Genomic DNA, 26,074 nt, shown 5'->3' with positions numbered 1-26,074 from the left:
GAGGCCTAGGACACCGCCCTTTCACGGCGGTAACAGGGGTTCGAATCCCCTTAGGGATGCCACTTTTCAAGTACAAAAAAGCCGACATAATGTCGGCTTTTTTGTTGCTATTTTTTAGGTTTCGCAACCCCCCGTAAAGCGCTTTACTATTTTAAGGCTTAAATAGTAAAGCGAATATGAATCTTGGGTAAAATGACGACTTAATTCGGTAATTGTCCTTTAACTAAATTAATACTTTCTTCAGCAAAACCTACACCCGCTTCGCTATAAAAGTTAAATACTTTATCTACACCAAACTTTTCTAAGGCTTCTCTTTCATCATCGTATCGCGCGATAGCGGCTATCTTACCCTTAAACTTAGCATGTTGGAGTTGAGAGGTGATATTCATGATGTCTTGGACCGAAGGCAGGGCAAGTAACACTAATTTGATTTGATCTAAGTCGATATTTTCCCAAAAGTCGGCGTCTTCAGCGTCTCCTTGATATGCACGAATATTCATATCATGTAATAAAGCAAGTTTAGTTTTATCGGTATCTAATCCCCAGGCTTGATTGGGGGTTTGCATTTCAAGGGCTTTATAAGCCCCCATACCAACTCGCCCCATACCAATAATAACGACCGGTGCGTCACATGGTTGAACAAAGCTATCTTCGGGTAATTTCTTTGGATGCTGAAAACGATTGAATAAAGATTTATATTGCGCATAAAAGTCATGAGCATAATTATATAACACATTGGTAATGACAAAAGAGATCGAAACGGCTAATGATAATATCACTAACCATTCTTTATCTAACCAGTTAGATTTTGTACTAATTGCCGCGACAATCAAACCAAATTCACTAAAGTTAGTTAACGCTAAAGCGCTTAAAAATGAAGTTCTAGCCCTCAATCTAAAGCGGTTAAATAAATAGAAGAATAATAGGAATTTAAACGGCAGCATTAGGGTGAGTAATATGGCAATACCTAACATTTCCCACGTGGGTAACGCAGCAAAACCTATCGATAAAAAGAAGCCAATAAGAAAAATGTCTTTAAAACTCAATAATGATTTATTAATCTCGGTTGCTTTACTATGACTAGCTAAATACATACCTGCTAATAAAGCGCCTAAATCACCCTTTACACTGACTAGTTCGAATAACTCGTATGCTCCGAATGCTAAGAAAAAGCCCATCAGCGGGATTAATTCACCATGGCCGACTTTATCAATTAGTTTAGAGAAAAGTGGTTTTAAGGGAATTAATAGTAATAAGAGAACAGCCCACACCGATGGTATTTTACCCGTTGCAGCGACAAGAAAAATCACCGCAAAAATATCTTGCATGACAAGAATACCCACGGCAAGTTTACCGTGGCGTGTTTTCATTTCACCATGATCTTCTAATAATTTGACCACGCAAACCGTGCTACTAAACGATAATGCGAAAATGATTAGTCCAGCTGATTGATAGGTGATTGACGAAATAAATGGGATGCTAGCAAAGGCTAACCCTTTTAAAAATAAGCAACCAGCAATTAGCCAAATCAGTGAATGGGAAATACTACCTGCCCACACTTCTTTTTTCGCTAAATCAGATATATTTAATTTTAAGCCAATGGTGAATAACATTAATGTGATACCGATATTGGCAAGTTCTAGCACTAAGTTGTCGGCTTGAAAACCTAAAAAGTTCAAAATAAAACCAGCTAACAAATAACCAATAGAAGGGGGTAAACTGGCTAGTTTTGCAATAAATCCGCAAGCGAAAGCAAATAAAATCCAAATAAATTCCATGAGTGTTTTATACCTATTCCATTAAATGAGTTAATTGTTTTTCAACATAAGTAGCAATGATAGGTTGCGCTTTAATATTGGGATGAATGCCATCTTGTTGCATTAAATCAGGATCTAATGCCACTTGTTCCATAAAAAAAGGTAACAAAGTGCTATTCGTTTCTTCAGCTACCTCATCAAACACTGCTTCAAACATTTTTAAATATCTTGTGCCATAATTTGGCGTGATTTTAATTTTCATTAAACTAACGGGAATAGCTTTTTGTTTCGCTATGTTTATCATTTGTAACAAATTTTTTTTGATTGATTTAGGGGGGTAACCGCGTAAACCATCATTACCGCCTAACTCAATGATCAAATGGTCAACTTTATTCTCTTTCAATACCCCTTCAAGCCGAGATAAACCGCCGGCTGTGGTTTCACCACTGACACTGGCATTAATAATTTTGTAAGGTAATTTTTTAGCCATTAATCGTTCGTTTAATAGATGCACCCAGCCTTGTTTTTCTTCCATTCCATAGCCTGCACTGACACTATCTCCTAATAATAAGATAGAACTAGTTGCCCAACTGGTGGTCATTAAGGTTAAATAGCCAAAAAGAAATAAAGCAATAGATGAGTATTTTTTCATGAAGGTCCAATCCGAATTAAAAGCCGAAAGCATATTAAAAGTTAGTTCTCTTACCAAATCAGTACAGTTAGAAGGTAAAACCTTAGCGTTATTACAGCCGACTAATTTAATGGTAAACAATGGTGAAACCATCGCGATTGTTGGCTCATCAGGCTCAGGAAAAACCACCTTGTTATCCATTTTAGCCGGGCTTGATTTACCAACGTCTGGAGAAGTTTATCTTAAAAACCATGCATTACACCAGCTTAATGAAGAACAACGTAGTCAAGTTCGTGCAAATCATGTTGGTTTTATCTTTCAACAATTCTTATTAATAAATAGTTTAACGGCTCTTGAAAATGTGATGCTGCCTGCTGAGTTAGCCAATATTGATGAAGCTGAGCAACGCGGCATAGAATTATTAGAAAAAGTAGGCTTGGCTGACAGGCTTGATCATTATCCGTCACAACTTTCGGGTGGAGAACAGCAAAGAGTTGCGATTGCGAGAGCTTTTATTAGTCAACCGGATATTTTGTTTGCCGATGAACCTACAGGAAATTTAGATACCAAAACAGGCTTACATATAACCGAGTTGTTATTTGACTTAAATGAACAATTAGGCACTACCTTAGTGCTGGTGACTCATGATCCTAAGCTTGCTGCTCGTTGTCAGCGACAAGTAGAAATGGACAGTGGTGTACTCACCCAAGCGTCAGAAAACAGTGTTTATGTTAGTCAAGAAAATTCAGCAGCAAATGTAGGTTAACCATGACAAGTTCAAATAACATCTGGTACAAACAATCATTGCGTTTACTTGATCATGAATTACGTCGAGGCGAATTAACCATAATCTTCTTGGCAATTGTTTTAGCGGTTGCGACTGTTTTTTCATTAACGGGGTTTTCAGGCCAAATAAAACACGCCATCGTCGCCAATAGTACGAATACCATCGCCGCCGATCGTGTCTTTGGGGCAAGTAGTCCGATTGATGAAAAATTTATTTCTAAAAGTGAAACGTTAAATCTAAATGTTGCGTTAAAAGCCTCCACCGATTCGATGGTCTTTTTTGGTGACAATATGTTACTCAGTGAACTTGATGCTGTTTCAACTAATTATCCTTTACGCGGTGAATTAAAAATTCAACGTGCCATCAATGGCGTGGAAGAGGTAGTTAGTGGACCCGCTCGTGGTGAGTTATGGGTGGAACGCAGTGTGCTTAGTCGGTTAGGTGTAGAAATTGGCGATACCGTAGAAATTGGCGTAGCCCCATTAAAGATTGCCGGTATTTTGACAAATATTCCCGATCGCTCTTATCGCTTTTTAGTGGCAGGGCCGACCATCTTAATGAATATTGAAGACCTCCCAGCAACTGATATTGTCCAACCAGGGAGTCGCATGTGGCATTCTTATTTGTTTGCTGGTGATCCTCAAGCAATAGAAACATTTGATGAATGGATAAAACCTCAGGTTAACGATACCCAACGTTGGTATGATGCTAAGCGCGCGCAAAATCGTTTATCAACTACGCTTGATAGCGCTGAGCGGTTTTTATCGTTAGCGAGTATGTTGGGTATTGTCTTAGCAGCGGTTGCGGTTGCGGTTGCTAGTAGACGCTACGGACAACGTCATCAATCCGTTGTTGCCGTATTTAGAGCTCTTGGTGCATCAATTTCACATGTTCGTAAACTGTATTGCTTACATTGGACTTTATTAAGTGTTATTAGCATTGGCGCGGGCTTGCTCTTAGGTTACGTGTTACTTCTGCTAGGGGCGAATGCCATTGAACAGTATTTGTCATTGGATGATTCACCGCTTACGTTTACACCTTTCATTACTGCGATTGTCACTGGTCTTTTATGCGCCGTAGCTTTTGCTATTCATCCGATAAAAACTTTAATTCATACTTCACCACTGTCGGTGATCCGGGGGTTCTCAACGCCAAAAAATGTTAAATTTGGTTGGCATCAATTAATCCCTTTAGTCGCGCTACTGACTTTATTGTTGATGTTTAGTGGCGACATCATTATGAGTTTTTCTTTATTAGCCGGTGGTTTATTGGTTTCTATTATATTGCTCGGATTAGGTCGTTTGGTGATGAATGCTGGCCGGAGTGTCGGCACAAAGGCGGGACAATCATGGCATTTAGCGTTAGCAAACTTAAAACGACGCGCCAATGAAAACAGTGTTCAATTAGTCAGTTTTACTATTGCGATAAAGTTATTATTACTAATTACCGTAATGAAAACATCGATTATTGACGAGTGGCAAGCTCAGTTTCCAGAAGATACACCGAATCAATATTTGGTGAATATTACCCAAGAGCAAATTGCGCCACTTGAACGCTTCACTGAAGAAAACGATATTCCACACCGAGGCTTTTTTGCGGTATACCGAGGTCGGTTAACGTCAATCAATGGTGAGCAAACCATTCGTATCAAAGATAATAAAGATCAAGATTTATCGGAAGAGGAAGAAAAAGAAACGCAAGATTCTGAACCCGAAGGTCGAAGAGGAATGGGGCGAGAGCTTGGCTTAACTTGGTTACATGACTTGCCACAACAAAATAAAATTCTCGAAGGGGAATGGTGGCAGAAAGGCGATACAACCCCGCAAGTTTCTGTAGAGTCAGGCGTTGCGGAGCGGCTTGATATTAAATTAGGTGATGAATTAGCGTTTAATATTGGCGGCCGCGAAATTTCCGCATCGGTGACCAGTTTACGAGAAGTTAATTGGAAAACACGTCAACTCAATTTTATTATGATCTTTAATCAATCTGTGCTGGCTGACTTTCCTGCTACGTCAATATCTGCTTGGAATGTTGCACCAGAGAAAAAGGACGCGTTTTATCAACTCATTGGACAGTATCCAACTATTTCAATGATTGATTTTGATAATATCATGAAGCAGTTGAACCAAATGATTGAACAAGTCACTATCGCCATTGAGTTAATTTTAGTGTTAGTTGTTCTTGCTGGCAGTTTAGTGTTAGTCGCTCAAGTACAAGCGAGTATGGAAGAGCGAGAAAGAGAATTGGCCATCTTACGTACACTTGGGGCGAAGGGGAGTTTATTACGAAATAGCATCTTATTTGAGTTTATTGCCTTAGGAGGCATTGCAGGTTTGATGGCGAGTATCGGCATGGAAATTGGCGTTTTCTTTTTACAAACGCAAACTTTTGACATGACAGGGAGCTTTCATTTTTCATATTGGTTAGTGGGAATTTTATCCGGTGCTGCATTTGTCGGTTTTATAGGCATGCTCAGTTGTTATCGCTTGTTAAATTTGACCAGCGTAACTTTGATCCGCAGAACGATGTAATTTCTTTTTGTCGATTTGATTAGTTTGACAGCAATAATCCTTTTAAATCCCGTTAATTAAATAATAAATAACGGGATTTTTATTTTCTATCCATGATTGTATCTGTTTTTCATAACGCTTTTACCGTATAGTTTTAACTATTATCAAAAAAATAAAAATTTACTTATGGCTTCTCTTGAAAATACCAATGGCGTAATGAAAGCGTTATTAGTGACTGCAGCATTATTTGTTGTTTTAGCGGGTGTGAAAACAGCAACCAATATTTTAGTACCGTTTTTACTTTCAACCTTTATCGCTATTATTTGTAATCCATTAGTGACTAATGCACAAAAATATAAAGTGCCAAAAGGCATTGCCGTGTTATTGGTGATTTTAATGTTTGTTATTATTGTCTTATCGTTAGCGGGATTAGTTGGAAAATCATTAACTGAATTATCCGCGTTAATGCCAGTATACCGAGCGCAATTAACGGTTCAGTTAGCCTGGGTAATCGAAAAACTTGCTTCTTACAACATTATCCTCTCTTCGGAGCTGATCACTGAATATGTTGATCCTGCGGCAGCTATGGGTCTTGCTGCAGATATGTTAAGTGGTTTGGGCAATGTTATGGCAAATTTATTTTTAATCATTATTACTGTCGTTTTTATGTTGTCAGAAGCCTCTTCAATGCCGAAAAAGTTACATTTAGCGTTTGATGATCCGCAAATGCGCATGAGACAAATTGATCGTTTTTTATCATCAGTGAATAATTATTTAGCGATTAAAACCTTAGTCAGTATAGCAACGGGTGCATGTGTTTCTATTATGCTTTGGGCGTTTGGTTTAGATTTCCCCTTGTTGTGGGGGGTGTTAGCATTTTTACTCAATTATATCCCTAATATCGGTTCAATTATTGCGGCTGTTCCGGCCATGTCGCTTGCCGTATTACAACTTGGTGCACCGGAAGCCGGTTTTATTGGCTTAGGTTATTTAGTGATTAATACCGTGATGGGCAATGCGGTAGAGCCTCGATTTTTAGGAAGAGGCCTAGGTTTATCAACTTTAGTCGTATTTTTATCTTTAATATTTTGGGGCTGGTTATTAGGCACTGTGGGGATGCTCCTGTCGGTTCCTTTAACCATGATCATTAAAATAGCCTTGGAAACATCAAAAGAAGGTCGTTGGCTTGCGGTGATGCTCTCGGGTGAGAACTTATCCGAATATTCGAGCGAAGAAATGGTTGAAAAAACGAAGACAGTATAAGTCTATTCGTTAAATAACCGATCGAATAACACCAAGCAGGTAATAGCTTATTGCTACAACTTAAACCATTGCCTGCTTACAATTTTTAACATTCTACTCGTCATTTTTAACATCTTTGTAACTGAAACTAACAGCCGTTATTGAAATAATAAACTCAATTACACCGCCTTTAAATAGGTTTTAATTACAGTTGAGTAGCCCATGAAATTTTTACCATATATTTTATTTAGTATGTTAATCACTGGTTGTAGCACTAACGGCGTTAATCGCGACAATCAAAATTTAGTGATTCAAGAATATTACGCAGAGGTCAGTCATCGAAAAGAAGTACAGCTCGCTTCTGATGTTCCATCAGGTATCATTGGCGGCAGCATTATAGGCGCTCTTGATCAAGCGGATGGTAATAGTGATGATATTATCAGTGGTGCAATTGTCGGTGCGGTTTTTGGTGGCTTATTTACCCGTTTATCAGAAGGGGATAGTAAAGCCTATGAGTACCATTTATATACGCCTGAATTAGGTGCATTTACGTTAATTCAAAAACAAAAAGTGGATATTACATCCGGTTGCTTGCTGGTGAGCGTATCGAGTATTACTCAAGTGTATGAAGATAATATTGGGAAATGCTAATTATTTAGTGATTCATGAAAGAAATGAATCTTTAGGTAGTGCTTTTTTTCATACTTGTTAGCCGCACTAATTTGTTTTTTATATTTTGTCTTTTTTAAACAGTGGAAGTTAAATGTCTTATTTTTGTCATCGTATTATTGGTTTAATTCTGTTACTTGTATGCCATTTGGCCGTAGCTTCAACAGATCAACAAATCGGTTTTTTTCTAAAGAGTGAATTTAACGATGGCGATTATATTAATGGCATTGGTAGTGAGTATTGGTTAATAAATCCAAACTCATCAGTTGGCTTGGCAATTAACAGTTCACTTGGCAATGCAAAAGTGACAGATGATTTATCGATTGAACATCATTATTTAGCGTGGGATTTGGGGATAAAATTTGGTTACTTTGACGATATCTTTGTTTATGCGGAACTTGGTTTTGATTTTGGCGAAATGGTATTAAGTGATCGCGATAAAGATGAATATGATCATAATTTAACCTTTAGTGAATTTTTAACTTACCTTGCCACCGATGGTTATACTCAACATCATAGTTATGCTGACTATTATCAAGATTACGATAGTTCCAATGATATAGATGGCTATATTGGCTCAGGCGTGGGGGTTAAATTTGATCAGATTGTTGTTGAAGGTTTTGCTCGTTATCGGCAAATAGATGGTGAATATTGGCAAGCCGACAGTCAAATTTATTCAGGAGTTAAAGTAACACTGTTATTTTAACTCATTAGTATCCTGATTTACCATGTTGGTATTGCTACGATTTTTTACCAATTTTAAATTGCCCATTGGACTTAAATTGAATTGCTTCTGCGCGTTTCTTGCCAATTAAAATGGTGCCATCATCGATAAATAAAAAATTTTTCCAGCAGTTTTTGAAAGTAAGCCAAGTTGTTTCAATCACTAGCTTTCGATTAATACAATAGTAAACAATGGTATTAGGATCCCATTGAATATTTTCTAAAATTGCATCAGGTAATGCTGCTTCATCGCTGTCCCAAATACCTTCCCATTTTCCTGATTCATGCCAATTCGCCTTATCAAAAGCCCAATCACCTTGTTTGAAAAAATCAGGATGATCAGCTTGTTTACTGATAAAACTATCCCATAAAACCATCGCTCTTTGCTCTGCCATTGGCTTGATTTTGTTTAATTCTTTACTGTCGATGGCTAAGCTTTTATGACGGAAAATCCAAGCGTATTTAAATTCATCTAAAGGGATATAATTCATTAATTATTTTATTTAGTGGGAAACTTACGGGAATTATAACAGGGGAGAATGTGAACTTTAATACCTATTATTTGATAAGTACTAAACAGAGGTGTTTAGTACTTAAAGGGCCAAAATTGCATCAATGTCATCTGTTTATTTCAGTTTCAATCGATTCTTATTTTCAGCTAATACATGTTTGCCAATACCTTGTACTTTCAATAAATCTTCGATTGAAACAAAAGGGCCATTGGTTTGACGATAACTGATTATCGCTTGCGCTTTTTTCATCCCTACGCCTTTCAACGTTACTAAGTCTTTTGGCTTAGCATTATTGATATCGATTACCAACTGGGTTTGAGCAGTTTGACTCGATTCTGCTGTTACCTCAGTGTTAGCGATAGAGTGAAATGAAATGACGGTGAAAATAATGGCAATTAAATTAAATATTTGCTTATTCATGATTGATATCCTTATAAGTGAAGTTCCATTTGTTACTAATTCCTAACGACAACATGAATCCGTATAAGTAACCTAATTAGGTTTAGGCATGAATATGCCTTTTGTCAAACTTAGCGTTTATTCGACAAGAAATAGGAGAAAAAACCGTCTCCTAAGGTTAAAACGTTGCAATAGTTTGGTTAGCTTCTCGAGGCAATATATGCTTGATAATCAGGAATCGACTTCTCATAACTTGACGAAAATAACGGTGAATTGATCAGTAAATCAGCAGTGGCACGATTACACGCGACAGGTATATTCCAAACTGCTGCTAATCTTAAAAGTGCTTTTACATCAGGATCATGAGGCTGAGCTTCTAAGGGATCCCAAAAGAAAATCATAATGTCGATTTTTTGTTCGGTTATCAATGCACCAATTTGTTGGTCGCCACCTAACGGACCACTAATTAACTTGTTTATGGCGAGATTAGTTTGTTTTTCAATATGTAAGCCAGTTGTACCTGTTGCATATAACGTATGAGGTTTAAGGGCATCTTGATATTTTTGACACCAATTAATTAGCTCAACTTTCATATTATCATGAGCAACTAAAGAAATTGATTTGATTGCAGGGGCATTAATGTCGATATAATTCATCACGAAGCTCTTTACCATGTCATTTGATAATAAGATTAACATGGCTTATAAAAATTATGCTAAGAGTTATATATAACTTATTGATATATTGCGACTCTTCAATTAAACAAGCGCATTATTATGGCAATATTTCAACATTTAACACGGTGTCAGATAATTAAGCTTTTATTCCTTACAAAGACTTGATAGCCTGCTATTAGTTTATCCAATGAGAGTGGCTTCATTTTGACTTCATCAACGTCATTACCAACAATTAACACCGGATTATCATTAAAATTAAATGACGATCAATCATTACCTTCGTCTGCTCGAATAGCCTTATTAGATAAACCGCTAGCTAAATTGAATAAAGGCCAAGTGTTAGTCAAAATGTTGGCTTCACCTGTGAATCCGTCAGATTTAGTTTATTTGTTAGGTAAATATGGTTTGGCGCCTAATAATGGTGCTTATGTTGGATTTGAAGGTTGCGGTATTGTTCTAGATGCGAATGCCGGTTTATATGGGAAATGGTTGATTGGTAAACGGGTTGCGGTGTCTGCTCAGCCTGGTATTGATGGTGTATGGGCAAAATATGCTATTACAAAAGCAAATTTTTGTTTGCCGGTACGTCCATCGTTATCTGACGAACAAGCGGCAACCATTATCGTTAATCCTTGTACCTCAGTATGTTTGGTTGACCGCGCTATTGCATTAAAAGCCAAAGCAATCGTCATTAACGCAGCTGCTAGTCAGGTAGGTAAGGGCGTGATCCGCTATGCGAAAATGCTTGGTATAAAAACTATTGCCACCGTGCGTAGTGAAAGTAATGTTGAGGTTCTGACCAAACTAGGTGCTGTTTGTGTGTTATTAACCACCAATGATGACTTTTCAGAAAAGTTAAGGCTTGCTTGTAAAGAGTTTAAAGCTACGGTGTTGCTTGATTCTGTTGCTGCAGAAGATACACCTAATTTGTTAAAAGCTATGCCAAATAATGCTACGGCGATTGTTTACGGTCGTTTAACAGAAACGTTTGACCCGGTAGGTGGCTTATTTTCAGTAGCTGATGTGATTTTCAGAAATATCAAGATTGAAGGCTTTTGGTTAGCAAAATACATTGGAGATGCGAAACCATGGCAAGTGATTTCGTTAAGCCGAAAAGTTCAAAAATTATTTGAACAAGGGATTTTCCAAACCGATATTTATGCCAGTGTAAATTTTGACGATTTTCCAGCAGCACTCGATCATTATGCAAAGCATAAAAGTGATGGAAAAGTGATTTTAAAGCCAAATGCTTAATCGTGTTCAGCTTAAGGTAAGTAGATTTGTTAACCTCAAATAGAATCGCTTCTAGCTATTGAATGGTTAATGATTAGTGATAAATTACCGCAAGCACTTTCCTTGTTGTATGAACACTGACAACCAATGCCCACTTTACTTAACATAGAATTATTTTGCGTATATAAGGGGAGTAATTATTGAAACAAAAAATAATGCACCACTGACTCACGCATAAAATCAACTGATTGTTGATCAAACAAAGCATAATAAACTGCGTTTATTTCAGCTATATTTTTAACACATAAAGTTTCACTACTGGAATTTCTAATTAATGACTCGTATTGCAATAGTATATTTTACTGAAAGTAATGTTACTGAGAAAATTGCTGAAGCGATTGTTTCTGGCATAAAACAAGAAGACGGAATAACTGTAATTTTACATAGAATTGCAGGACAAGAGATAATTGAAGGGCGTTTTGAAAATCCCGAATTATTTCAACAATTAAAGTCATGTGATGCGATTCTTTTTGGAAGTCCTACATATATGGGAAGTGTTTCTGCTCAATTTAAGGCTTTTGCTGATGCCTCAAGTGAATATTGGCAAGAGCAAGAATGGGCTGATAAAATTTCTGCTGGCTTTACCACGGGAACTGGGTTAAATGGTGATCAGTCAAGTACGTTACAATATATGTCAACCTTAGCAAGTCAGCATGGAATGTTATGGGTCAATATAGCTTCATCTTATGGTGTGGAAAATAATAAGCTAAACAGATTAGGTTGCCAATTGGGTGTCGTTTCTCAAGCGACTAACGGCTCTGTTCATGAAGTTGATCTTGCAACAGCAAAATATTTAGGGCGTAGAGTGGCAAAACTCACACTTCGGTTAAATGAATAACATCTTTAAAAATTAAAGTAGAACTGCTATTAGTTTAGTCGGTGTTACTTTGATATGAGGTTACAATAAATAAAATACCTATATTGCTTGGTACATAAAGTTATACAAGTCACTCTATTTTGACTAAAAACAGTTGGCTAACTTTATTTCGTTCGTTATTTTAGTCAACAATTAACAGCACTAAACGAGGCGTTAAATTTATACTGAGTTGAATAATATGATATTTAAAAAACGGTTTATTAATGCCGTAATAATATGCACCTTTGTTTCTATGGGTAGTAGTGCACAAGTAAAAATTAAGCGCACTGATATTGAAGATATTTCAAATTCTAGGGCTTTAATGTTAGACGTAGCTTTTACCGAAATAGTTAACAGGCACAAAATAAACACGGCTGGCGTTGCTTTGATTAAAAGTCGTCAGGTTGTTTGGCTGAATCATTATGGATTTCAGTCTCCCGGTGTTCCTGCGTCTACCAATACATTATTTAACATTGCATCATTGACTAAAACGATAACCGCAGAAACAGTGCTTAAACTAGTTGCACAAGGCAAACTGTCGCTAGATGAATCAGTAGCTCCTTACTGGCTAGATCCAGATCTCAAGGACAACCTAAATGTTCATAATTTAACACCTAGAATGTTACTTTCTCATATGAGTGGATTTATGAATTGGCGTTATTTCGCTGATGATGGAAAATTAGATTTTATTCATAAGCCCGGTACATCCTTTGGCTATTCAGGAGAAGGATTTGAATATTTGGCAAAATATGCTGAAAACAAAATGGGGGTTTCGTTCGATAAACTCGTTCAAGCGACTATTTTTGATCCGTTAGGTATGGATAACGCCTCAATTATTGTAGATAAGAAACTTTTTAATCGAATCGCAAAACCCTTAGATAAAAAGGGAAACTTTTACGGGTATTACTGTCATCCTCAAGGTTACTGCAGCAAAGAAGGGAGTTATTCTGCTGCGGCAAATTTGGTTATTTCAGTAGCCGATTATGCGAAGTTTTTAATTTCTTCAATGAACGGCGATGGTTTACCTCCTAAACTCAAAAATGATAGAAACACTATGCAAGGTATTCAATTTACACAACGCGAAATCGATTGCGGTGATACTATTGATATTCTGTGCCCGATTAAACTTGGCTATGGGTTAGGTTGGAGTATGTCTTTATTAGAAGATGATATGCTTATTGGTCATAGAGGAACTAACTGGACGGTAGTTTCTATTGCTTATTATTATCAAGGCAGTGGGGATGGGCTAATTATTTTCTTCAATGCACCAAATAAGGCTGGATTAGCAGCAATGATAGATGCGCTTGAGTTGCTAGACCCTGATTCACCTGAGATACACGGTTATAAACTTCGACTAGCTAGAAGTCACTAACACTCATTTGTTTTAATATTGCCAACTATTGCACTGAGTACGAGGATTAAATCATTAGGTGATATTTCAATTTCTAATCCTCTTTTTCCGCCACTGACAAATATTGTACTAAATTGTTGGCTAGACTTATCTATTACAGTCTTTAAACGTTTTTTTTGCCCTAGAGGACTTACACCACCTAACACATAACCGGTAGTGGTTTGAACACGTTTAGGCTCAGCCATTATTACTTTTTTGCATTTCAACACTTTAGCGACATTTTTTAACGTTAATTGATTTTCAACGGGCACAATTGCTACTGCTAGCGATTTATTTTCCATTTCAACAACTAACGTTTTGAATATTTTTTTAGCATCAACGGCTAATTTTTCCGCCGCTTCAAGGCCATATGATGCTGCTGACTCATCATGATGATATTGATGTAACTGATAAGCTATTTTTAATTTGTCGAGTAATTTAACGGCAGGAGTCATTTTTGTATTCGTTAGCCAACAGAACTGTGTAAGGCTATTTTATTTCCTTCGGTATCTTTTATTACTGCGCGAAAACCGTGTTCGCCCATTTGAAATTTTTCTTCGATTATTTCTACATTAAAACGCTTGGCAACTTCTACTGCTTGGGCAATTCGTCCCTCAACATTGAAGTAAATCAATGGACCAAATTCATTAATATGCTCCACTGGTGATTCGATTAAACAGCCAGAAACACTAGTATTGGCATGGGGTAGTAAACCAAAGTTAAACTCGTTATATGTTTGTTTTATTACTTCTCCAGCTAACAAGGCTGAATAGAAGTCAATAGCGCGATCTAAATTCGTAACAGGGATGTCAACCCAAACAATTTGATTGTTCATTGTTCATCTCATTTATATTGCCATTCAATTAGTTAACTTAATATGCGAGTTATTCAGCTATTTTGCAAATTGGATATGTATCTTAAGTAAAGTAAGATAGAATTTCACCCATAATAACTCGTCTTTTTAAAGTTTAATTTTTCATGGCATTTCGTATTTTACATACTTCTGATTGGCACCTTGGCCAATATTTTTATGGAAAGAGTCGCGCTCAAGAGCATCAGCAATTTTTAACATGGATATTAGCGCAAGTTAGTCAGCATCAAATACATGCGGTTATTGTTGCAGGTGATATCTTTGATACGGGAACTCCACCGAGTTATGCACGTGAAATGTATTTTGATTTTATTGTCAACATTCATCAGCTTAACTGCCAATTAATTATTTTGGCGGGTAATCATGATTCTGTCGCCATGTTAGGTGAATCTAAAGCTGTGTTATCCGCGTTGTCGTGTCGGGTGATCACTACAGCATCTGAAAATATCAATGAGCAATTAATTGAAATAAAAGATAGTAATGACAATTTGCAAGCTGTTATTTGTGCCATTCCTTTTATTCGCCCTCGTGATGTTTTATTAAGCCAAGCGGGTCAATCATCGCAAGAAAAGCAACAAGCTTTACAGCAAGCGATCACAGCACATTACCAACAGTTATATCAGCAAGCGAAAATCATCACAAAAGGAGAAGTACCAATTATCGCAACTGGGCATTTAACCGCCGTTGGAGTCACTAGCTCTGATTCAGTGCGAGATATTTATATTGGCACTCTTGAAGCTTTCCCTACTAGCGCTTTTCCTGAAGCAGATTACATTGCATTAGGTCACATACATCGAAGCCAAAAGGTTGGTAAAACAGAGCATATTCGTTATTGCGGCTCGCCTATTCCACTAAGTTTTGATGAAGTCTCTCAAGATAAACAAGTGTTGTTCGTTGAATTTAATCAAAAGGCACTATCGACTGTGAAGCCACTGGTTATTCCGCGATTTCAAGCGATGGCGATGATAAAAACTAACCTAGACGATTTAGAACAAGCGGTGAAATCATTGCTTGAAACTATTGATATCGGTGAAAGCGACTCAAGCCAAGCTGATAGTAATGAAGGGGCTAAGCTTGCAATTTCCAACGGTGAAAATGTCTGGTTAGATATTGAAATTGAAAGTGCTGATTATTTGGCTGATTTAAGTCATAAAATTGAACAAATCACACAAGCATATCCGGTTGATGTGTTATTAACCCGCCGAACTAAGAAAGCACGGAAATCGATGATTTCTAGCGAAGCAAAAGTGACTTTGGACGAGTTAAAAGTAGCCGATGTTTTTCAAACTCGTCTTGCAGAAGAAACATGGCTATCTGATGAAGAAATAGCCAGAAAACAACGTGTAAACGAACTGTTTTTAACAACCGTCTCGCAAGTAGAATCAGAGCGGAAACAGCAAGAAATACTTGATGGATCAGAACGTGTTGCGCTAAAACCAGCCAAAGATGGTGAAGTATCGTGAAAATTTTATCGTTACGCTTTGAGAATATAAATTCTTTAAAAGGTGCATGGAAAATTGACTTTACCCAACCGCCTTTTGACGCCAATACCTTATTCGCTATTACCGGTCCAACTGGGGCTGGCAAAACCACCATTTTAGATGCCCTATGCCTGGCGCTTTATCATCAAACCCCAAGGATCAAAGTGTCTGATAGTCAAAATCAATTGATGACAAGGCAAACTCCATACTGCTTAGCGGAAGTTGAATTTGAAATTAAAGGTCGTGCATATCGCGCGTTTTGGAGCCAAAGGCGAGCAAAAAACAGTATTGATGGCAACTTACAAAAACCGTTAGCTGAATTAGCGATATTTGATGAAAAAGGGGATAACTGGAAAATTATTGCCAGTAAAGTGTCAGATGTACGCCAAGAAATTGCCCAAATTTCTGGGCTTGATTTTAACCGTTTTACCAAGTCAATGATGCTGTCACAGGGACAATTTGCTGCTTTTTTAAATGCGCATGATAAAGACCGAGCCGAACTGTTAGAGCAACTTACCGGTACCGAAATATATAGTTTGATTTCACAACAAGTATATGAAAACCATAAACAAGCCAATGAAGAGTTAAAAAGGTTACAAAGTCAAAGTCAAGACATTGAATTGTTAGATAAAATACAACTTGATGAACTCACGAAACAATTGCAGGACCTATCGTTACAAGACAAAACCTTAACTCAACAGCAACAACAATGGTTATTGGCAAAACAACTTCATCAACAACGGACTGAACAACAATCTTTATTAGACTCAGCACAGGCATTACTTGTGCAAACGCAACAGCAAGAAGAAGCCAGTAAAACGGAGTTAGCTAAACTGACTTTAGCCGAGCCTGCTGCACTTATAAAAGATGATTATCAAGCTTATTATCGTCAAAAAGAGCTTCATGATAATTTAAGGTCTACTGCGAGCCACTTAGAAAACGCATTAAAACAAAGTACGGAAGAAAAATCTGCCAAAGAGCAACAATTATCAAGGTTATTCAGTCAACAAGAGCAACAAGCGCAAACACAACAAGAAACACAAGATTTACTGGTTAATCAAGTCATTCCGCTTGAAAGTGAAATGAATCATCAAACAGAACAATTAAAACAATTAAAACAAAAAGAGCAACAAGCATTAGAGGAAAAAGTTAACGGCGAAAAAACACTTCAACAATTAACCGCTGAATGTCATGAAGTAAAAAACAAACTTAGCTTGTTAAATGAGCAATCGGTTGCTCATCCACACCGACATTTATTGAGTGAAAATTTACCTTTGTGGCAACATCAATTTCAACAATTAGTGCAAGAACAACAAGAGATAAAACAGCTTTTAAACGAGCAAAATCAATTAAATGCAGATAATGAAGACAAAGAGTCAAATAAAAAAACGCTGACAAATTCGATTGTTAATCATCAAAACATTATCTCGACAAAGAAAGAGCAATTATCGGTTTTAGAAAATGACAAAATTAATTTATTGTCATCGCTTAAGTGTCAATCAGAACAAGATTGTCAGGAATATATTCAGCACTTACAAAGTGTACATGCAAATTTTTCTATTGCGATCACTCACGCCCAACGCTATCAAACAATTAAAACCGAGCTGGCTAAACTACAGGCCAACATTGCTGATATTGAACAGCGCATGCAAGTAAATCACCAAGCAACTGAAGAACTTAGAGCAGAATATCGTCAAGTTAAGCGTCAACGAGATGATGTATTTGTGATTGTTGAGCAACAAAAAACCATATTATCCTTGACGGCACATCGTGAACAACTTCAACCTGATGAGGCTTGCCCATTGTGTGGCTCGCAAGAACACCCCTTAATCGAACAATATCAAAAGGTTAATCACAGTGAAAATCACCATCAACAACGATTGACAGAATTGGAAGCAAATCTTGAGCAATTAAAACAACAAGGTGATAAAGCCAATAGTGAACAAGAAAAATTCAGCTACGAGAAACACTCATTAACACAAACTCATCAGCAATACCTAACTGAACAACAAGGGGTACATGACGAATGGCAAAAAGTAATGACACTCTTACCGGTCGACGTCGATATTGCTGAATTAGATGTGATTAACCAATTTACGAAACAACAGTCAAAACAGTTAGAACTTAGCCAAAACGATGTTAAGCAAGTGTATGAATTATCGCAAAATATTAAAAACCTGACCGCAGAATTAAATGTAGATGAAAAACAGTTTGCCACACTTCAACATCAGATAAATATTATCGATAATCAACTGGCGAATAACTTCACAATACTACAACGAAATAAAGAAGTTTTCAGCGCTAAGAAGGAAAGCTTGCTCACAGAGTACCAGCTCTTTAGTCAGTCGTTAAAGCAATATTTTTCTGAAGATAATATTGATTTCATCCAAGCTAATTCGTCGATTGACAGAACTGCACCTGAAGTCTTGTTAGATATTGATAGGTTTCAGCATTGGTTCGATAACCAAAATCAGCAATTATCGCAATATAAACACAATATTGAACAACAGACGATTTTGACTGAAAATTTAACCAAACTAGAACAAGCATTTGCGATAGCAGAATCAAACCTGAATGGCTTAACTCAGCACTTTAAAAGTATTCGTGAAGACATTGACGCTATCACAAATAAAAAGGCAGCCTTAAAAGAACAACGAGTTAGCTTAGTTGGTGAAAAAGGGATTAATGAAATTAGGGACGAATTATCTGCTGCTAAAATAAAGATCCAACAGCAAATAGTCGAAATACAAGATGTTTTTGAGAAAATTAAAGAAAAACATCAGGTACTTACAGGGAAAATAGGGAGCAATCAGCAACAGTTGCTAGAAAGTGAAAAACACTTAGCTTCTCTCGAAAAACATTGGCAAGACGTACTAACAGCGAGTACTTTTAGCGATGAAGCGTCGTTTGTTAATGCTTTATTACCAAGTGATGAAAAGCAACAATTAACGAGTTTAGCTCAAAAGTTAAAAGAGCAATCGCAACAAGCTAATACCCTTATTAATCAACATAATCAACAATTAACGCAGATTAATCGTGAAATTAAAACCCTTGAAGAAACCAATGTTACGCCTTTTGAATTAACCGTGATTGAAGAAAAATTGGCGACACTGGCCGAGCAATTAAAACAAGGTCAAGTAAAACAAGGACAGTTAAATCAGCAATTAACGAATGACGAAAACCTCCGCTGCAAGCAAAGTGAAATTATCGATAAAATCGCTAAGCAGCAAATAGATGTTGATGATCTTTCATATTTAAATGGTTTAATTGGCTCTGCTTCTGGTGATAAATTTAGACGTTTTGCCCAAGGCTTAACCTTAGAGCATTTAGTACATTTGGCTAATGTCCAGTTGTCACGCTTACATGCTCGCTATCAATTACAGTGTCAAAATAAAGAAAATTTAGCTTTAGAAGTGATTGATACTTGGCAAGCAGATCATATACGCGATACCAAAACGTTATCTGGTGGTGAAAGCTTTTTAGTGAGTTTAGCGCTTGCTTTAGCGCTTTCGGATTTGGCGAGTGCAAAAACAAGTATTGATTCGTTATTTTTAGATGAAGGTTTCGGCACGCTCGATAATGACACGTTAGAAATTGCGTTAGATGCGTTAGATAACTTAAACGCAAACGGCAAAATGATAGGTGTGATAAGCCACGTTGAGACGCTTAAAGAGCGCATAGGTGTACAGATTAAGGTTCATAAAAAGAGTGGTTTAGGGTTTAGCGAACTTGAACAACAATTTAGGTTTGTGAAAGAAAGTTAAAGTTTTTTAATTTCTATTGAAATGTTCTACAATTAATTTTAAGTTCAAATTATAAATAAATTTGAATGAATCATACGTTTAAAGGAATCACTTGAATCTCTCAAACTTTTTTTCATTAAATCATTTATCTATCCGTAAAAAAATTATTATTGGCTTAGTAGTGCCGATAATTTTTCTTTGTTTCACTTCTTCAATTATTTATTTAAGCATTTTAAAACAAAAAGAATCTACCTTTTGGGTTGAACATACTCATAAGGTGATTTCTGGCGGACATGAGCTAATTAAATTGCTATTAGATATGGAAACAGGAGAAAGGGGTTTTTTAGTCACAGGCAATGAATTATTTCTTGAACCGTATCATAAAGCATTAGTTGTTTGGAGTGAAAAATTAGACTCATTAAGGCATTTAGTTTCCGATAATCCTATTCAAGTTCAACGATTAGATAAGATAAAAAAATTACAAATAAAATGGCTGGAGTTAGCGGCTGACGTTGAAATTCAAGCCCGCCGTGAAGTAAAAGATTTAAATGGTAATGTGGCTGATTTAAGTCATGTAATTATCTTACTTGAAAAGGGGACAGGGAAAAATATTTTTGATGAAATTCGTCAAGTCAAAAGTGATTTTATTGATGAAGAAAATCGATTGATGCTGCTCAGAAAAACTGAGGAGTTAAAAACAGCACAACAAACCAAATTATTCATAATTATTGGCACTTTGTTGGCGATCATGATATCCGGCATCATTTTCATTTCAATTCAAAGGGGAATTTTAAGAAATTTAACTATTCTATCTACCGGCGCCGATAAAATTTCCCAGGGTGACTTTGATGCTTTGATTCAAATAGATTCCAATGATGAGTTTTTGCAATTAGCTGATGACTTTAATTTAATGGCAAAATCTCTCAAGTATTCTATGCATAAAATGGAAGCGTCGGTTAAATCTAAAAGTGAATTCCTAGCAAATATGTCACATGAAATTCGCACACCGATGAATGGTATTTTGGGAATGCTTATTTTATTGGAAGATACTGAGTTATCAGAAGAACAGAATGAATGTGTAAACAGTATTCGTTCATGTGGAGACGGTTTATTACTTGTTATTAATGATATTTTAGACTTGTCCAAACTTGAAGCAGGAATGTTATCAATAGATAGCCAACCTTTTAGTTTAGATAAAATGGTAGGTGAAGTTTGTTTTTTACTCGATGCACAAGCTTCCAATAAAGGGCTGATTTTAAAAGCAAATATACATGATGATACGCCAGACAGTTTGATGGGAGATTCCTTACGAATAAGGCAAGTTTTATTAAACTTAATGGGTAACGCGATTAAGTTTAGCGACCAAGGTACTATTTCACTTTCTATTAAGTCTATTGGAATTAAGGAAGGGAAACAGGGGTTATTTGTTGAGGTGAAGGATTCAGGCATAGGAATCTCTGCTTCTGATCAAGAAAAATTATTTAAACCGTTCTCTCAAGTCGACAGTTCTATCAGTCGAAAATATGGCGGTACAGGTTTAGGACTCATTATTAGTGCGCAACTAATTAAGCAAATGGGCGGAAAAATTAGTGTAAAAAGTGAGTTAGGAAAAGGCTCTACTTTTTCATTTTATTTATACTTAGAAGCTACCAGTTCATTGGTACAAAAAGATAAGATAGTAGAATCTAATCAGGTGATTAAAGAAAATAAAACGCTTGCCGATCAAATTCCTTTAGCTATTTTAATTGCTGAAGATAATCATATTAATCAAGTGATTGCTCGAAAAGTTTTTACTAAGCTAGGTTATGATGTAGATGTTGTAGAAAATGGCGCCAAAGCATTAACTGCAGCAGTATCAAAATCTTATGATGCTATATTTATGGACATGCAAATGCCGGTAATGGATGGCATAACATCAACCATTAAAATTTTGACGTCTTTACCAGATAACCCTCCTACGATTATTGCGATGACAGCAAACGTTTTAGAAGCTGATAAACAGAAATGTTTTGACGCAGGTATGACATATTTTCTAAGTAAGCCGATAGATGTGGAAGAAGTGGTTAAAGTTATTAAAATGCTGTCTTAAACTGCACTTTCATTTCTTTAGCATACTATACAATGATGCTTGTCTTTGCTTGTTATATGAATGCTTGATAGCTTGCATCTATTCAGGAAGTCATGACGAAATATAGTGATTTAAAAATATCTTCATCAGAAAATCATTCCCAGCTAAAATCAAAAAATTAAAGCATCCATTGCTAAGTATGTGTATGAGTACTTATTTACTCATTCCTTTGCAGGAGTTGGCTTTTAGCACTTATATTTGTAATTTTATCTCCAGTTAAAAATATTGTTTTGGGACAATAATGTAAAATAATATAATGATTTTAGCTGATTAACTTATTAATATAGAAAGATATATTATTATCAAGGATGTTCCTTGGAAACTTGGATTTATTTCACTTTATTAGCGGCATTTATGCAAGCGGTGAGAACCGCGGGACAAAAACAGTTGTCAGGCCATTTAAATGCTATGGCGACGACAGCTGTACGTTATGTCTATGCCTTACCTTTTGCTGCGCTTTATTTATTTTGGCTGTTACAGCATCGTGAAATAGCATTGCCAACTTTTAATCATTCATTTATTGAATATGCAATGATAGCCAGTGTTATGCAAATTATTGGTACCGCATGTTTGGTTGCTGCATTTAAATATCGAAATTTTGCTGTAGCAACTAGTTTAGCAAAAACAGAAGCGATACAAGTGGCCATTGTTGGAGCATTAGTGTTTTCTACCGCATTAAGCTTACTAGGTTGGCTATCTGTGATTGTCGGGGTTATTGGCGTGTTAATCGTCTCAAAGGTAAAATTTACTTATGCGGATGTTTTTCAAAACCCTGGGGCTGGCTTTGGTTTAGCATCAGGACTCGCTTTAGCCGTAACAACATTATTAATTCGTGAAGCGAGTTTAGCGCTTAATACAGATTTAATGGTCAGTGCCGCAGTCACGTTAGTTTTTATGATCACAGTTCAGTCAATTATCTCTATGGTATACGTATATTTTCAAGATAAAAATCAAATCTTTACTATGTTAACAAAGTGGCGATTATGTTTATTTGTTGGCATAACAAGCGTTATCGGTTCAATAGGGTGGTTCACTGGCGCGAGTTATCAAAATGCGGCTTATGTTAAAGCGCTTGGGCAAGTAGAGTTCTTTATTACTTTATTTTTAACCTACCGAATATTTAAAGAAAAAATCACTAAAATGGAATACCTAGGTATGTTTTTAATTATTGCCAGTGTCGCCATATTATTACTTTGGGCATAAAAGTCAGGTTACATTGATTTTATATAGAGGCTTTAACTGCTTTTTGATAAACTCGCGTAAAATTTTAAGCTGCATATTATTTGTGGCACTTTATTTCTTGGAATCAATATGAAAATTACCGATAAAACGGTTGTTCAGTTTCACTACACCTTAAAAGATGAAGCAGGGAAAGAGTTAGAATCTTCTTTAAGTTCAGATCCATTAGCGTATCTTCATGGTTACAATAATATGCTTGTTGGTGTCGAAAACGCCCTTGCGGATAAACAAGCCGGTGATAAATTTTCTGTCACCCTGCAACCAGAAGATGCCTACGGTGAACGAAAAGAAGACATGGTTCAGCGTGTACCTGTTAAGCATTTACTCGGTTTACCTAGTAAAAATGCTAAGTGGAAAGCGGGGATGACTGCTGTTGTTGAAACAGAACAAGGCCAACGTCAAGTTACGGTAATTAAAGCAGGCCGCTTTATGGTGACTGTTGATATTAATCCACCGTTGGCTGGCAAAGTATTAACTTTTGATCTTGAAGTTATTGATGTTCGCGAAGCGACAAATGAAGAAATTGAACACGGTCATGCTCACGGTGTTGGTGGCCATCACCACTAGATTATTCGTAACCGATAGTCTGCTTGGTTACGTTTTCTTAACTAAACTCACTTTATTACTGATAAAGTGAGTTTTTTTTCATCTGTTTTATCTTTCATTCAAAGCGCCGGGCTTTATCTCAAGAAAACTGAGGTTAGTCTCATTTTGTTTTCCTAAATCCGATATTCCTTGCTATGGTTTAAGTTACAAAAACTCGCAATATTTAATAATAACAAGATTAAAGGACGAACTATGAAAGTATTATCGTTACTCTCAATTGCACTAACATCTATCTTATCTACTACAGTACTAGCCGACACTCAGGTTATACATGCCGGTGAATTATTAGCGGTACCAGGTAAAGCCCCTTTAAAAAAACAAACCGTTGTAATTGTGGATGGCAAAATTAAAGAGGTTAAAAAAGGCTTTGTCTCTGCAAAATCAATTGATAAAGATGCCACGCTTGTTGATTTATCAAAAAGTTTTGTTATGCCTGGTATGATGGATATGCATGTCCATTTACAAGGGGAATTAGGACCAAATAATGACAGTGAAGCATTAAAAATGTCATCACAGTTGATGCAAATGCGTTCGCATATGTTTGCTATGCGTACATTAAACGCAGGCTTTACCACCGTTAGAGATGTAGGCTCAAGTTCTCAAGAAATGTACGCTTTAAGAGATGCTATAGATAGAGGTTGGATGCAAGGACCAACAATCATTGCCGCCGGTGGGGTTGGAATTACTGGCGGTCATGCTGATGTCAGTGGTGTCAGCCCTGAGCTAATGGAATTTCATGATGAAAGCAATAAAACCGTTTGTAATGGTCCTTATGATTGTCGTCGAGCGGCGCGTCATGCCATTAAATATGGCGCTAACTTAATAAAAATCACATCAACTGGCGGCGTATTAACCGATCGCGCTACCGGCACCGGGCAACAGATGGAAATGGACGAATTGAAAGAAGTTGTTTTAGCTGCCAAACGTATGGGGGCGAAAGTAGCAAGCCATGCACATCAAGAAGATGGTATTATTGCCGCATTAGAAGCCGGCGTTGCTAGCATTGAACATGGTACTTATGCTGGTAAAAAATCATATAAATTATTTAAAAAGTCAGGTGCTTATTTAGTGCCAACCTTACTTGCCGGTGAAACGGTGTTACAGATGGCAAAAAATACCGATGTGTTATCTGACTCTCAAAAAGCAAAAGCGATCAAAGTGGGAACCGACATGAAAGGTAACTTCGCTAAAGCTTATAAAGCGGGGGTTAAAATTGCTTTCGGTACCGACAGTGGCGTCTCTAAACATGGCATTAACGCGCAAGAAGCTGTTTTGATGTATAAAGCCGGTATGCCTGCCGCTCAAGTGATCAAATCTGCCACAGTTAATGCTGCGGATTTAATTGACAAGTCTGCGAGTCTAGGGACGATTGAAGCCGGTAAAATTGCTGATATTATTGCGATGCATGCTAGTCCATTAACTGATATTAATGAGCTTTTAGATGTGGATTTTGTGATGAAATCTGGTGAAGTTATCAAGTCTAAGTAAACTTTCGTTAATTAATGACGACTGGTGAGTGTTATTTTACCAGTCGTTTATCATCAATAGAATGTTAGAACGCGCTGTTATTGAAGGTAAATCGCCACAACACTGATCACTTACTCACTGTGATACTTAATTTATTTTTCAGCGAAAATATTCCTGTCGTTAACGCGACACCAAATAAAATTAAACTACAGCCAAATAACATCATCATGCTGATGTTTTCTTGTAAGAAAATCCATCCCCATAACAAACCAAACGCTGGAATTAAATAAGTCACAGAGATAGTTTTTGTTGGGCCCAACGCTGAAATCAATCGAAAGAAAATTATATAGGCAAAACCCGTGCAGACAATGCCTAATACAACGACCGCATTTATTGCAGCGATACTGGGCATCGTATCAGGGATAAAGAATAAACTGATCGGGACTAACACTAAACTTGCTGATATTTGACTGCCGGTAGCTAAAACTAAAGGTTTAACCTTTGATAGATATTTTTTAGTGAAATTGGCGGAAATACCATAAAATAATGACGCTAACATTACCGCAAACACCGGTAAAATTACCTCTGAGTTAGGCATATTTAATTTTTCGAACATTAAAAAATATACGCCAATAAAACCAATGAGCAATCCTAAAATGGTACTGTTATTAAAGGTGTCTTTTAACCAAATTACAGCAACGATAGCCCCGAACATCGGGGTTGTTGCATTTAGTACAGAAGTACTTCCGGCACTTAAAGTTAAGGTTGCCCAGCCAAATAACGAAAACGGAATAGCTGTGTTTAACAAACCAACGATAAAAATCGCGGTTTTTTGTTGAAATAATAAACGGATTTGTTTTTTATATGCTAATAACGACACTAACAATAAACTTGCTACGAAGGTTCTCATGGCCATAAAGAGAATCGGGCCAAATTCAGGGCCACCGATTTTCATAAATAGAAATGAAGCTCCCCAAATGGCTGCTAGCAAAGGTAATTCAATTGTTGGACGTATAATCATGTATCTGCCTGAACACAAGTTTAAGGACTGTTATTGTTTTACTTTAGTCATTGATAGTATTGAGTTTTTATC

At 36.7% G+C, this 26,074-nt stretch carries 22 protein-coding genes; 14 read left to right on the top strand and 8 right to left on the bottom strand.

Annotated elements, in window-relative coordinates; genetic code table 11:
- Positions 1 to 200: 200 nt before the first annotated feature.
- Both ABXH06_RS17485 and ABXH06_RS17480 read right to left on the bottom strand, forming a co-directional pair.
- Complete coding sequence (locus ABXH06_RS17485; protein ID WP_311584722.1) at positions 201 to 1,778, bottom strand: cation:proton antiporter domain-containing protein; 1,578 nt, start codon at positions 1,776 to 1,778, stop codon at positions 201 to 203.
- 13 nt (positions 1,779 to 1,791) lie between these two features.
- Complete coding sequence (locus ABXH06_RS17480) at positions 1,792 to 2,409, bottom strand: arylesterase (RefSeq protein WP_353519052.1); 618 nt, start codon at positions 2,407 to 2,409, stop codon at positions 1,792 to 1,794.
- On the opposite strand from ABXH06_RS17480, the gene ABXH06_RS17475 reads away from it, so the two are divergent.
- The 5 genes from ABXH06_RS17475 to ABXH06_RS17455 all read left to right on the top strand — a co-directional run bounded on the left by ABXH06_RS17475 (position 2,408) and on the right by ABXH06_RS17455 (position 8,302).
- Positions 2,408 to 3,154, top strand: a complete 747-nt coding sequence (locus ABXH06_RS17475; protein WP_311584716.1) for an ABC transporter ATP-binding protein — start codon at positions 2,408 to 2,410, stop codon at positions 3,152 to 3,154. The two genes, ABXH06_RS17480 and ABXH06_RS17475, sit on opposite strands and share 2 nt — an antisense overlap.
- Before the next feature lie 2 nt (positions 3,155 to 3,156).
- The gene (locus tag ABXH06_RS17470; RefSeq protein WP_353519051.1) at positions 3,157 to 5,706 is read left to right on the top strand and encodes an ABC transporter permease; all 2,550 of its coding nucleotides are present in this window, start codon (positions 3,157 to 3,159) and stop codon (positions 5,704 to 5,706) included.
- Positions 5,707 to 5,871: 165 nt separating this feature from the next.
- Positions 5,872 to 6,948, top strand: coding sequence for an AI-2E family transporter (locus ABXH06_RS17465; RefSeq protein ID WP_311584710.1), 1,077 nt, complete (start codon positions 5,872 to 5,874; stop codon positions 6,946 to 6,948).
- 201 nt (positions 6,949 to 7,149) lie between these two features.
- Complete coding sequence (locus ABXH06_RS17460) at positions 7,150 to 7,578, top strand: hypothetical protein (RefSeq protein WP_353519050.1); 429 nt, start codon at positions 7,150 to 7,152, stop codon at positions 7,576 to 7,578.
- 112 nt (positions 7,579 to 7,690) lie between these two features.
- Positions 7,691 to 8,302 carry a hypothetical protein gene (locus ABXH06_RS17455; RefSeq protein WP_353519049.1) on the top strand — a complete coding sequence of 204 codons (612 nt, stop codon included), beginning with the start codon at positions 7,691 to 7,693 and terminating at the stop codon, positions 8,300 to 8,302.
- 34 nt (positions 8,303 to 8,336) lie between these two features.
- On the opposite strand, the gene ABXH06_RS17450 is transcribed toward ABXH06_RS17455, so the two are convergent.
- From ABXH06_RS17450 to ABXH06_RS17440, 3 genes are all read right to left on the bottom strand, one after another.
- Complete coding sequence (locus ABXH06_RS17450) at positions 8,337 to 8,810, bottom strand: DUF2947 family protein (RefSeq protein ID WP_311584700.1); 474 nt, start codon at positions 8,808 to 8,810, stop codon at positions 8,337 to 8,339.
- Between the two features lie 135 nt (positions 8,811 to 8,945).
- Entirely contained in the window at positions 8,946 to 9,251 is a 306-nt protein-coding gene (locus ABXH06_RS17445) for a ComEA family DNA-binding protein (protein ID WP_353519048.1), read from the bottom strand.
- A 179-nt stretch (positions 9,252 to 9,430) separates the two neighbouring features.
- The gene (locus ABXH06_RS17440) at positions 9,431 to 9,886 is read right to left on the bottom strand and encodes a methylglyoxal synthase (RefSeq protein WP_353519047.1); all 456 of its coding nucleotides are present in this window, start codon (positions 9,884 to 9,886) and stop codon (positions 9,431 to 9,433) included.
- 225 nt (positions 9,887 to 10,111) lie between these two features.
- Between ABXH06_RS17440 and ABXH06_RS17435 the strand changes: the two genes are divergently transcribed.
- From ABXH06_RS17435 to ABXH06_RS17425, 3 genes are all read left to right on the top strand, one after another.
- Positions 10,112 to 11,161, top strand: a complete 1,050-nt coding sequence (locus tag ABXH06_RS17435) for a zinc-binding dehydrogenase (protein ID WP_353519046.1) — start codon at positions 10,112 to 10,114, stop codon at positions 11,159 to 11,161.
- A gap of 313 nt (positions 11,162 to 11,474) precedes the next feature.
- The gene (locus ABXH06_RS17430) at positions 11,475 to 12,038 is read left to right on the top strand and encodes a flavodoxin family protein (RefSeq protein ID WP_353519045.1); all 564 of its coding nucleotides are present in this window, start codon (positions 11,475 to 11,477) and stop codon (positions 12,036 to 12,038) included.
- 217 nt (positions 12,039 to 12,255) lie between these two features.
- The gene (locus tag ABXH06_RS17425) at positions 12,256 to 13,428 is read left to right on the top strand and encodes a serine hydrolase domain-containing protein (RefSeq protein WP_353519044.1); all 1,173 of its coding nucleotides are present in this window, start codon (positions 12,256 to 12,258) and stop codon (positions 13,426 to 13,428) included.
- Here ABXH06_RS17425 and ybaK read toward each other — a convergent pair.
- Positions 13,425 to 13,901, bottom strand: coding sequence for a Cys-tRNA(Pro) deacylase (gene ybaK, locus ABXH06_RS17420; RefSeq protein WP_353519043.1), 477 nt, complete (start codon positions 13,899 to 13,901; stop codon positions 13,425 to 13,427). The two genes, ABXH06_RS17425 and ybaK, sit on opposite strands and share 4 nt — an antisense overlap.
- An 11-nt stretch (positions 13,902 to 13,912) precedes the next feature.
- On the bottom strand, positions 13,913 to 14,281 hold the full coding sequence (locus tag ABXH06_RS17415) for a VOC family protein (protein ID WP_353519042.1): 369 nt from the start codon (positions 14,279 to 14,281) through the stop codon (positions 13,913 to 13,915).
- A 143-nt stretch (positions 14,282 to 14,424) separates the two neighbouring features.
- Here ABXH06_RS17415 and sbcD point away from each other — a divergent pair, with 143 nt between their 5' ends.
- The 6 genes from sbcD to ABXH06_RS17385 all read left to right on the top strand — a co-directional run bounded on the left by sbcD (position 14,425) and on the right by ABXH06_RS17385 (position 25,002).
- Complete coding sequence (gene sbcD / locus ABXH06_RS17410; RefSeq protein ID WP_353519041.1) at positions 14,425 to 15,780, top strand: exonuclease subunit SbcD; 1,356 nt, start codon at positions 14,425 to 14,427, stop codon at positions 15,778 to 15,780.
- Entirely contained in the window at positions 15,777 to 19,562 is a 3,786-nt protein-coding gene (locus ABXH06_RS17405; protein ID WP_353519040.1) for an AAA family ATPase, read from the top strand. The genes sbcD and ABXH06_RS17405 overlap by 4 nt, the downstream gene beginning before the upstream one ends.
- Positions 19,563 to 19,653: 91 nt before the next feature.
- Positions 19,654 to 21,630 carry a CHASE3 domain-containing protein gene (locus ABXH06_RS17400; protein ID WP_353519039.1) on the top strand — a complete coding sequence of 659 codons (1,977 nt, stop codon included), beginning with the start codon at positions 19,654 to 19,656 and terminating at the stop codon, positions 21,628 to 21,630.
- A gap of 354 nt (positions 21,631 to 21,984) precedes the next feature.
- Positions 21,985 to 22,872, top strand: a complete 888-nt coding sequence (locus tag ABXH06_RS17395; protein ID WP_353519038.1) for a DMT family transporter — start codon at positions 21,985 to 21,987, stop codon at positions 22,870 to 22,872.
- Positions 22,873 to 22,980: 108 nt separating this feature from the next.
- Positions 22,981 to 23,475 carry an FKBP-type peptidyl-prolyl cis-trans isomerase gene (locus tag ABXH06_RS17390; RefSeq protein WP_353519037.1) on the top strand — a complete coding sequence of 165 codons (495 nt, stop codon included), beginning with the start codon at positions 22,981 to 22,983 and terminating at the stop codon, positions 23,473 to 23,475.
- A gap of 231 nt (positions 23,476 to 23,706) precedes the next feature.
- Entirely contained in the window at positions 23,707 to 25,002 is a 1,296-nt protein-coding gene (locus ABXH06_RS17385; RefSeq protein ID WP_353519036.1) for a metal-dependent hydrolase family protein, read from the top strand.
- Positions 25,003 to 25,108: 106 nt separating this feature from the next.
- Here ABXH06_RS17385 and ABXH06_RS17380 read toward each other — a convergent pair whose 3' ends face one another.
- Positions 25,109 to 26,002 carry a DMT family transporter gene (locus tag ABXH06_RS17380; protein WP_353519035.1) on the bottom strand — a complete coding sequence of 298 codons (894 nt, stop codon included), beginning with the start codon at positions 26,000 to 26,002 and terminating at the stop codon, positions 25,109 to 25,111.
- Positions 26,003 to 26,074 lie beyond the last annotated feature (72 nt).

This window comes from Thalassotalea sp. SU-HH00458, assembly GCF_040362795.1.
In the GTDB taxonomy this organism is placed as follows: Bacteria; Pseudomonadota; Gammaproteobacteria; order Enterobacterales; family Alteromonadaceae; genus Thalassotalea_H; species Thalassotalea_H castellviae.
This window is presented reverse-complemented; position numbering and strand designations above follow the sequence as displayed.

Excerpts from the sequence above, each read along its gene's own strand:
- ABXH06_RS17390 (WP_353519037.1), top strand. The coding sequence starts at position 22,981 with ATGAAAATTACCGATAAAACGGTTGTTCAGTTTCACTACACCTTAAAA.
- ybaK (WP_353519043.1), bottom strand. The coding sequence starts at position 13,901 with ATGACTCCTGCCGTTAAATTACTCGACAAATTAAAAATAGCTTATCAG.
- ABXH06_RS17465 (WP_311584710.1), top strand. The coding sequence starts at position 5,872 with ATGGCTTCTCTTGAAAATACCAATGGCGTAATGAAAGCGTTATTAGTG.
- ABXH06_RS17480 (WP_353519052.1), bottom strand. The coding sequence starts at position 2,409 with ATGAAAAAATACTCATCTATTGCTTTATTTCTTTTTGGCTATTTAACC.
- ABXH06_RS17385 (WP_353519036.1), top strand. The coding sequence starts at position 23,707 with ATGAAAGTATTATCGTTACTCTCAATTGCACTAACATCTATCTTATCT.
- ABXH06_RS17475 (WP_311584716.1), top strand. The coding sequence starts at position 2,408 with ATGAAGGTCCAATCCGAATTAAAAGCCGAAAGCATATTAAAAGTTAGT.
- sbcD (WP_353519041.1), top strand. The coding sequence starts at position 14,425 with ATGGCATTTCGTATTTTACATACTTCTGATTGGCACCTTGGCCAATAT.
- ABXH06_RS17380 (WP_353519035.1), bottom strand. The coding sequence starts at position 26,002 with ATGATTATACGTCCAACAATTGAATTACCTTTGCTAGCAGCCATTTGG.
- ABXH06_RS17425 (WP_353519044.1), top strand. The coding sequence starts at position 12,256 with ATGATATTTAAAAAACGGTTTATTAATGCCGTAATAATATGCACCTTT.
- ABXH06_RS17415 (WP_353519042.1), bottom strand. The coding sequence starts at position 14,281 with ATGAACAATCAAATTGTTTGGGTTGACATCCCTGTTACGAATTTAGAT.
- ABXH06_RS17485 (WP_311584722.1), bottom strand. The coding sequence starts at position 1,778 with ATGGAATTTATTTGGATTTTATTTGCTTTCGCTTGCGGATTTATTGCA.
- ABXH06_RS17455 (WP_353519049.1), top strand. The coding sequence starts at position 7,691 with ATGTCTTATTTTTGTCATCGTATTATTGGTTTAATTCTGTTACTTGTA.
- ABXH06_RS17460 (WP_353519050.1), top strand. The coding sequence starts at position 7,150 with ATGAAATTTTTACCATATATTTTATTTAGTATGTTAATCACTGGTTGT.
- ABXH06_RS17450 (WP_311584700.1), bottom strand. The coding sequence starts at position 8,810 with ATGAATTATATCCCTTTAGATGAATTTAAATACGCTTGGATTTTCCGT.
- ABXH06_RS17445 (WP_353519048.1), bottom strand. The coding sequence starts at position 9,251 with ATGAATAAGCAAATATTTAATTTAATTGCCATTATTTTCACCGTCATT.
- ABXH06_RS17470 (WP_353519051.1), top strand. The coding sequence starts at position 3,157 with ATGACAAGTTCAAATAACATCTGGTACAAACAATCATTGCGTTTACTT.
- ABXH06_RS17440 (WP_353519047.1), bottom strand. The coding sequence starts at position 9,886 with ATGAATTATATCGACATTAATGCCCCTGCAATCAAATCAATTTCTTTA.
- ABXH06_RS17430 (WP_353519045.1), top strand. The coding sequence starts at position 11,475 with ATGACTCGTATTGCAATAGTATATTTTACTGAAAGTAATGTTACTGAG.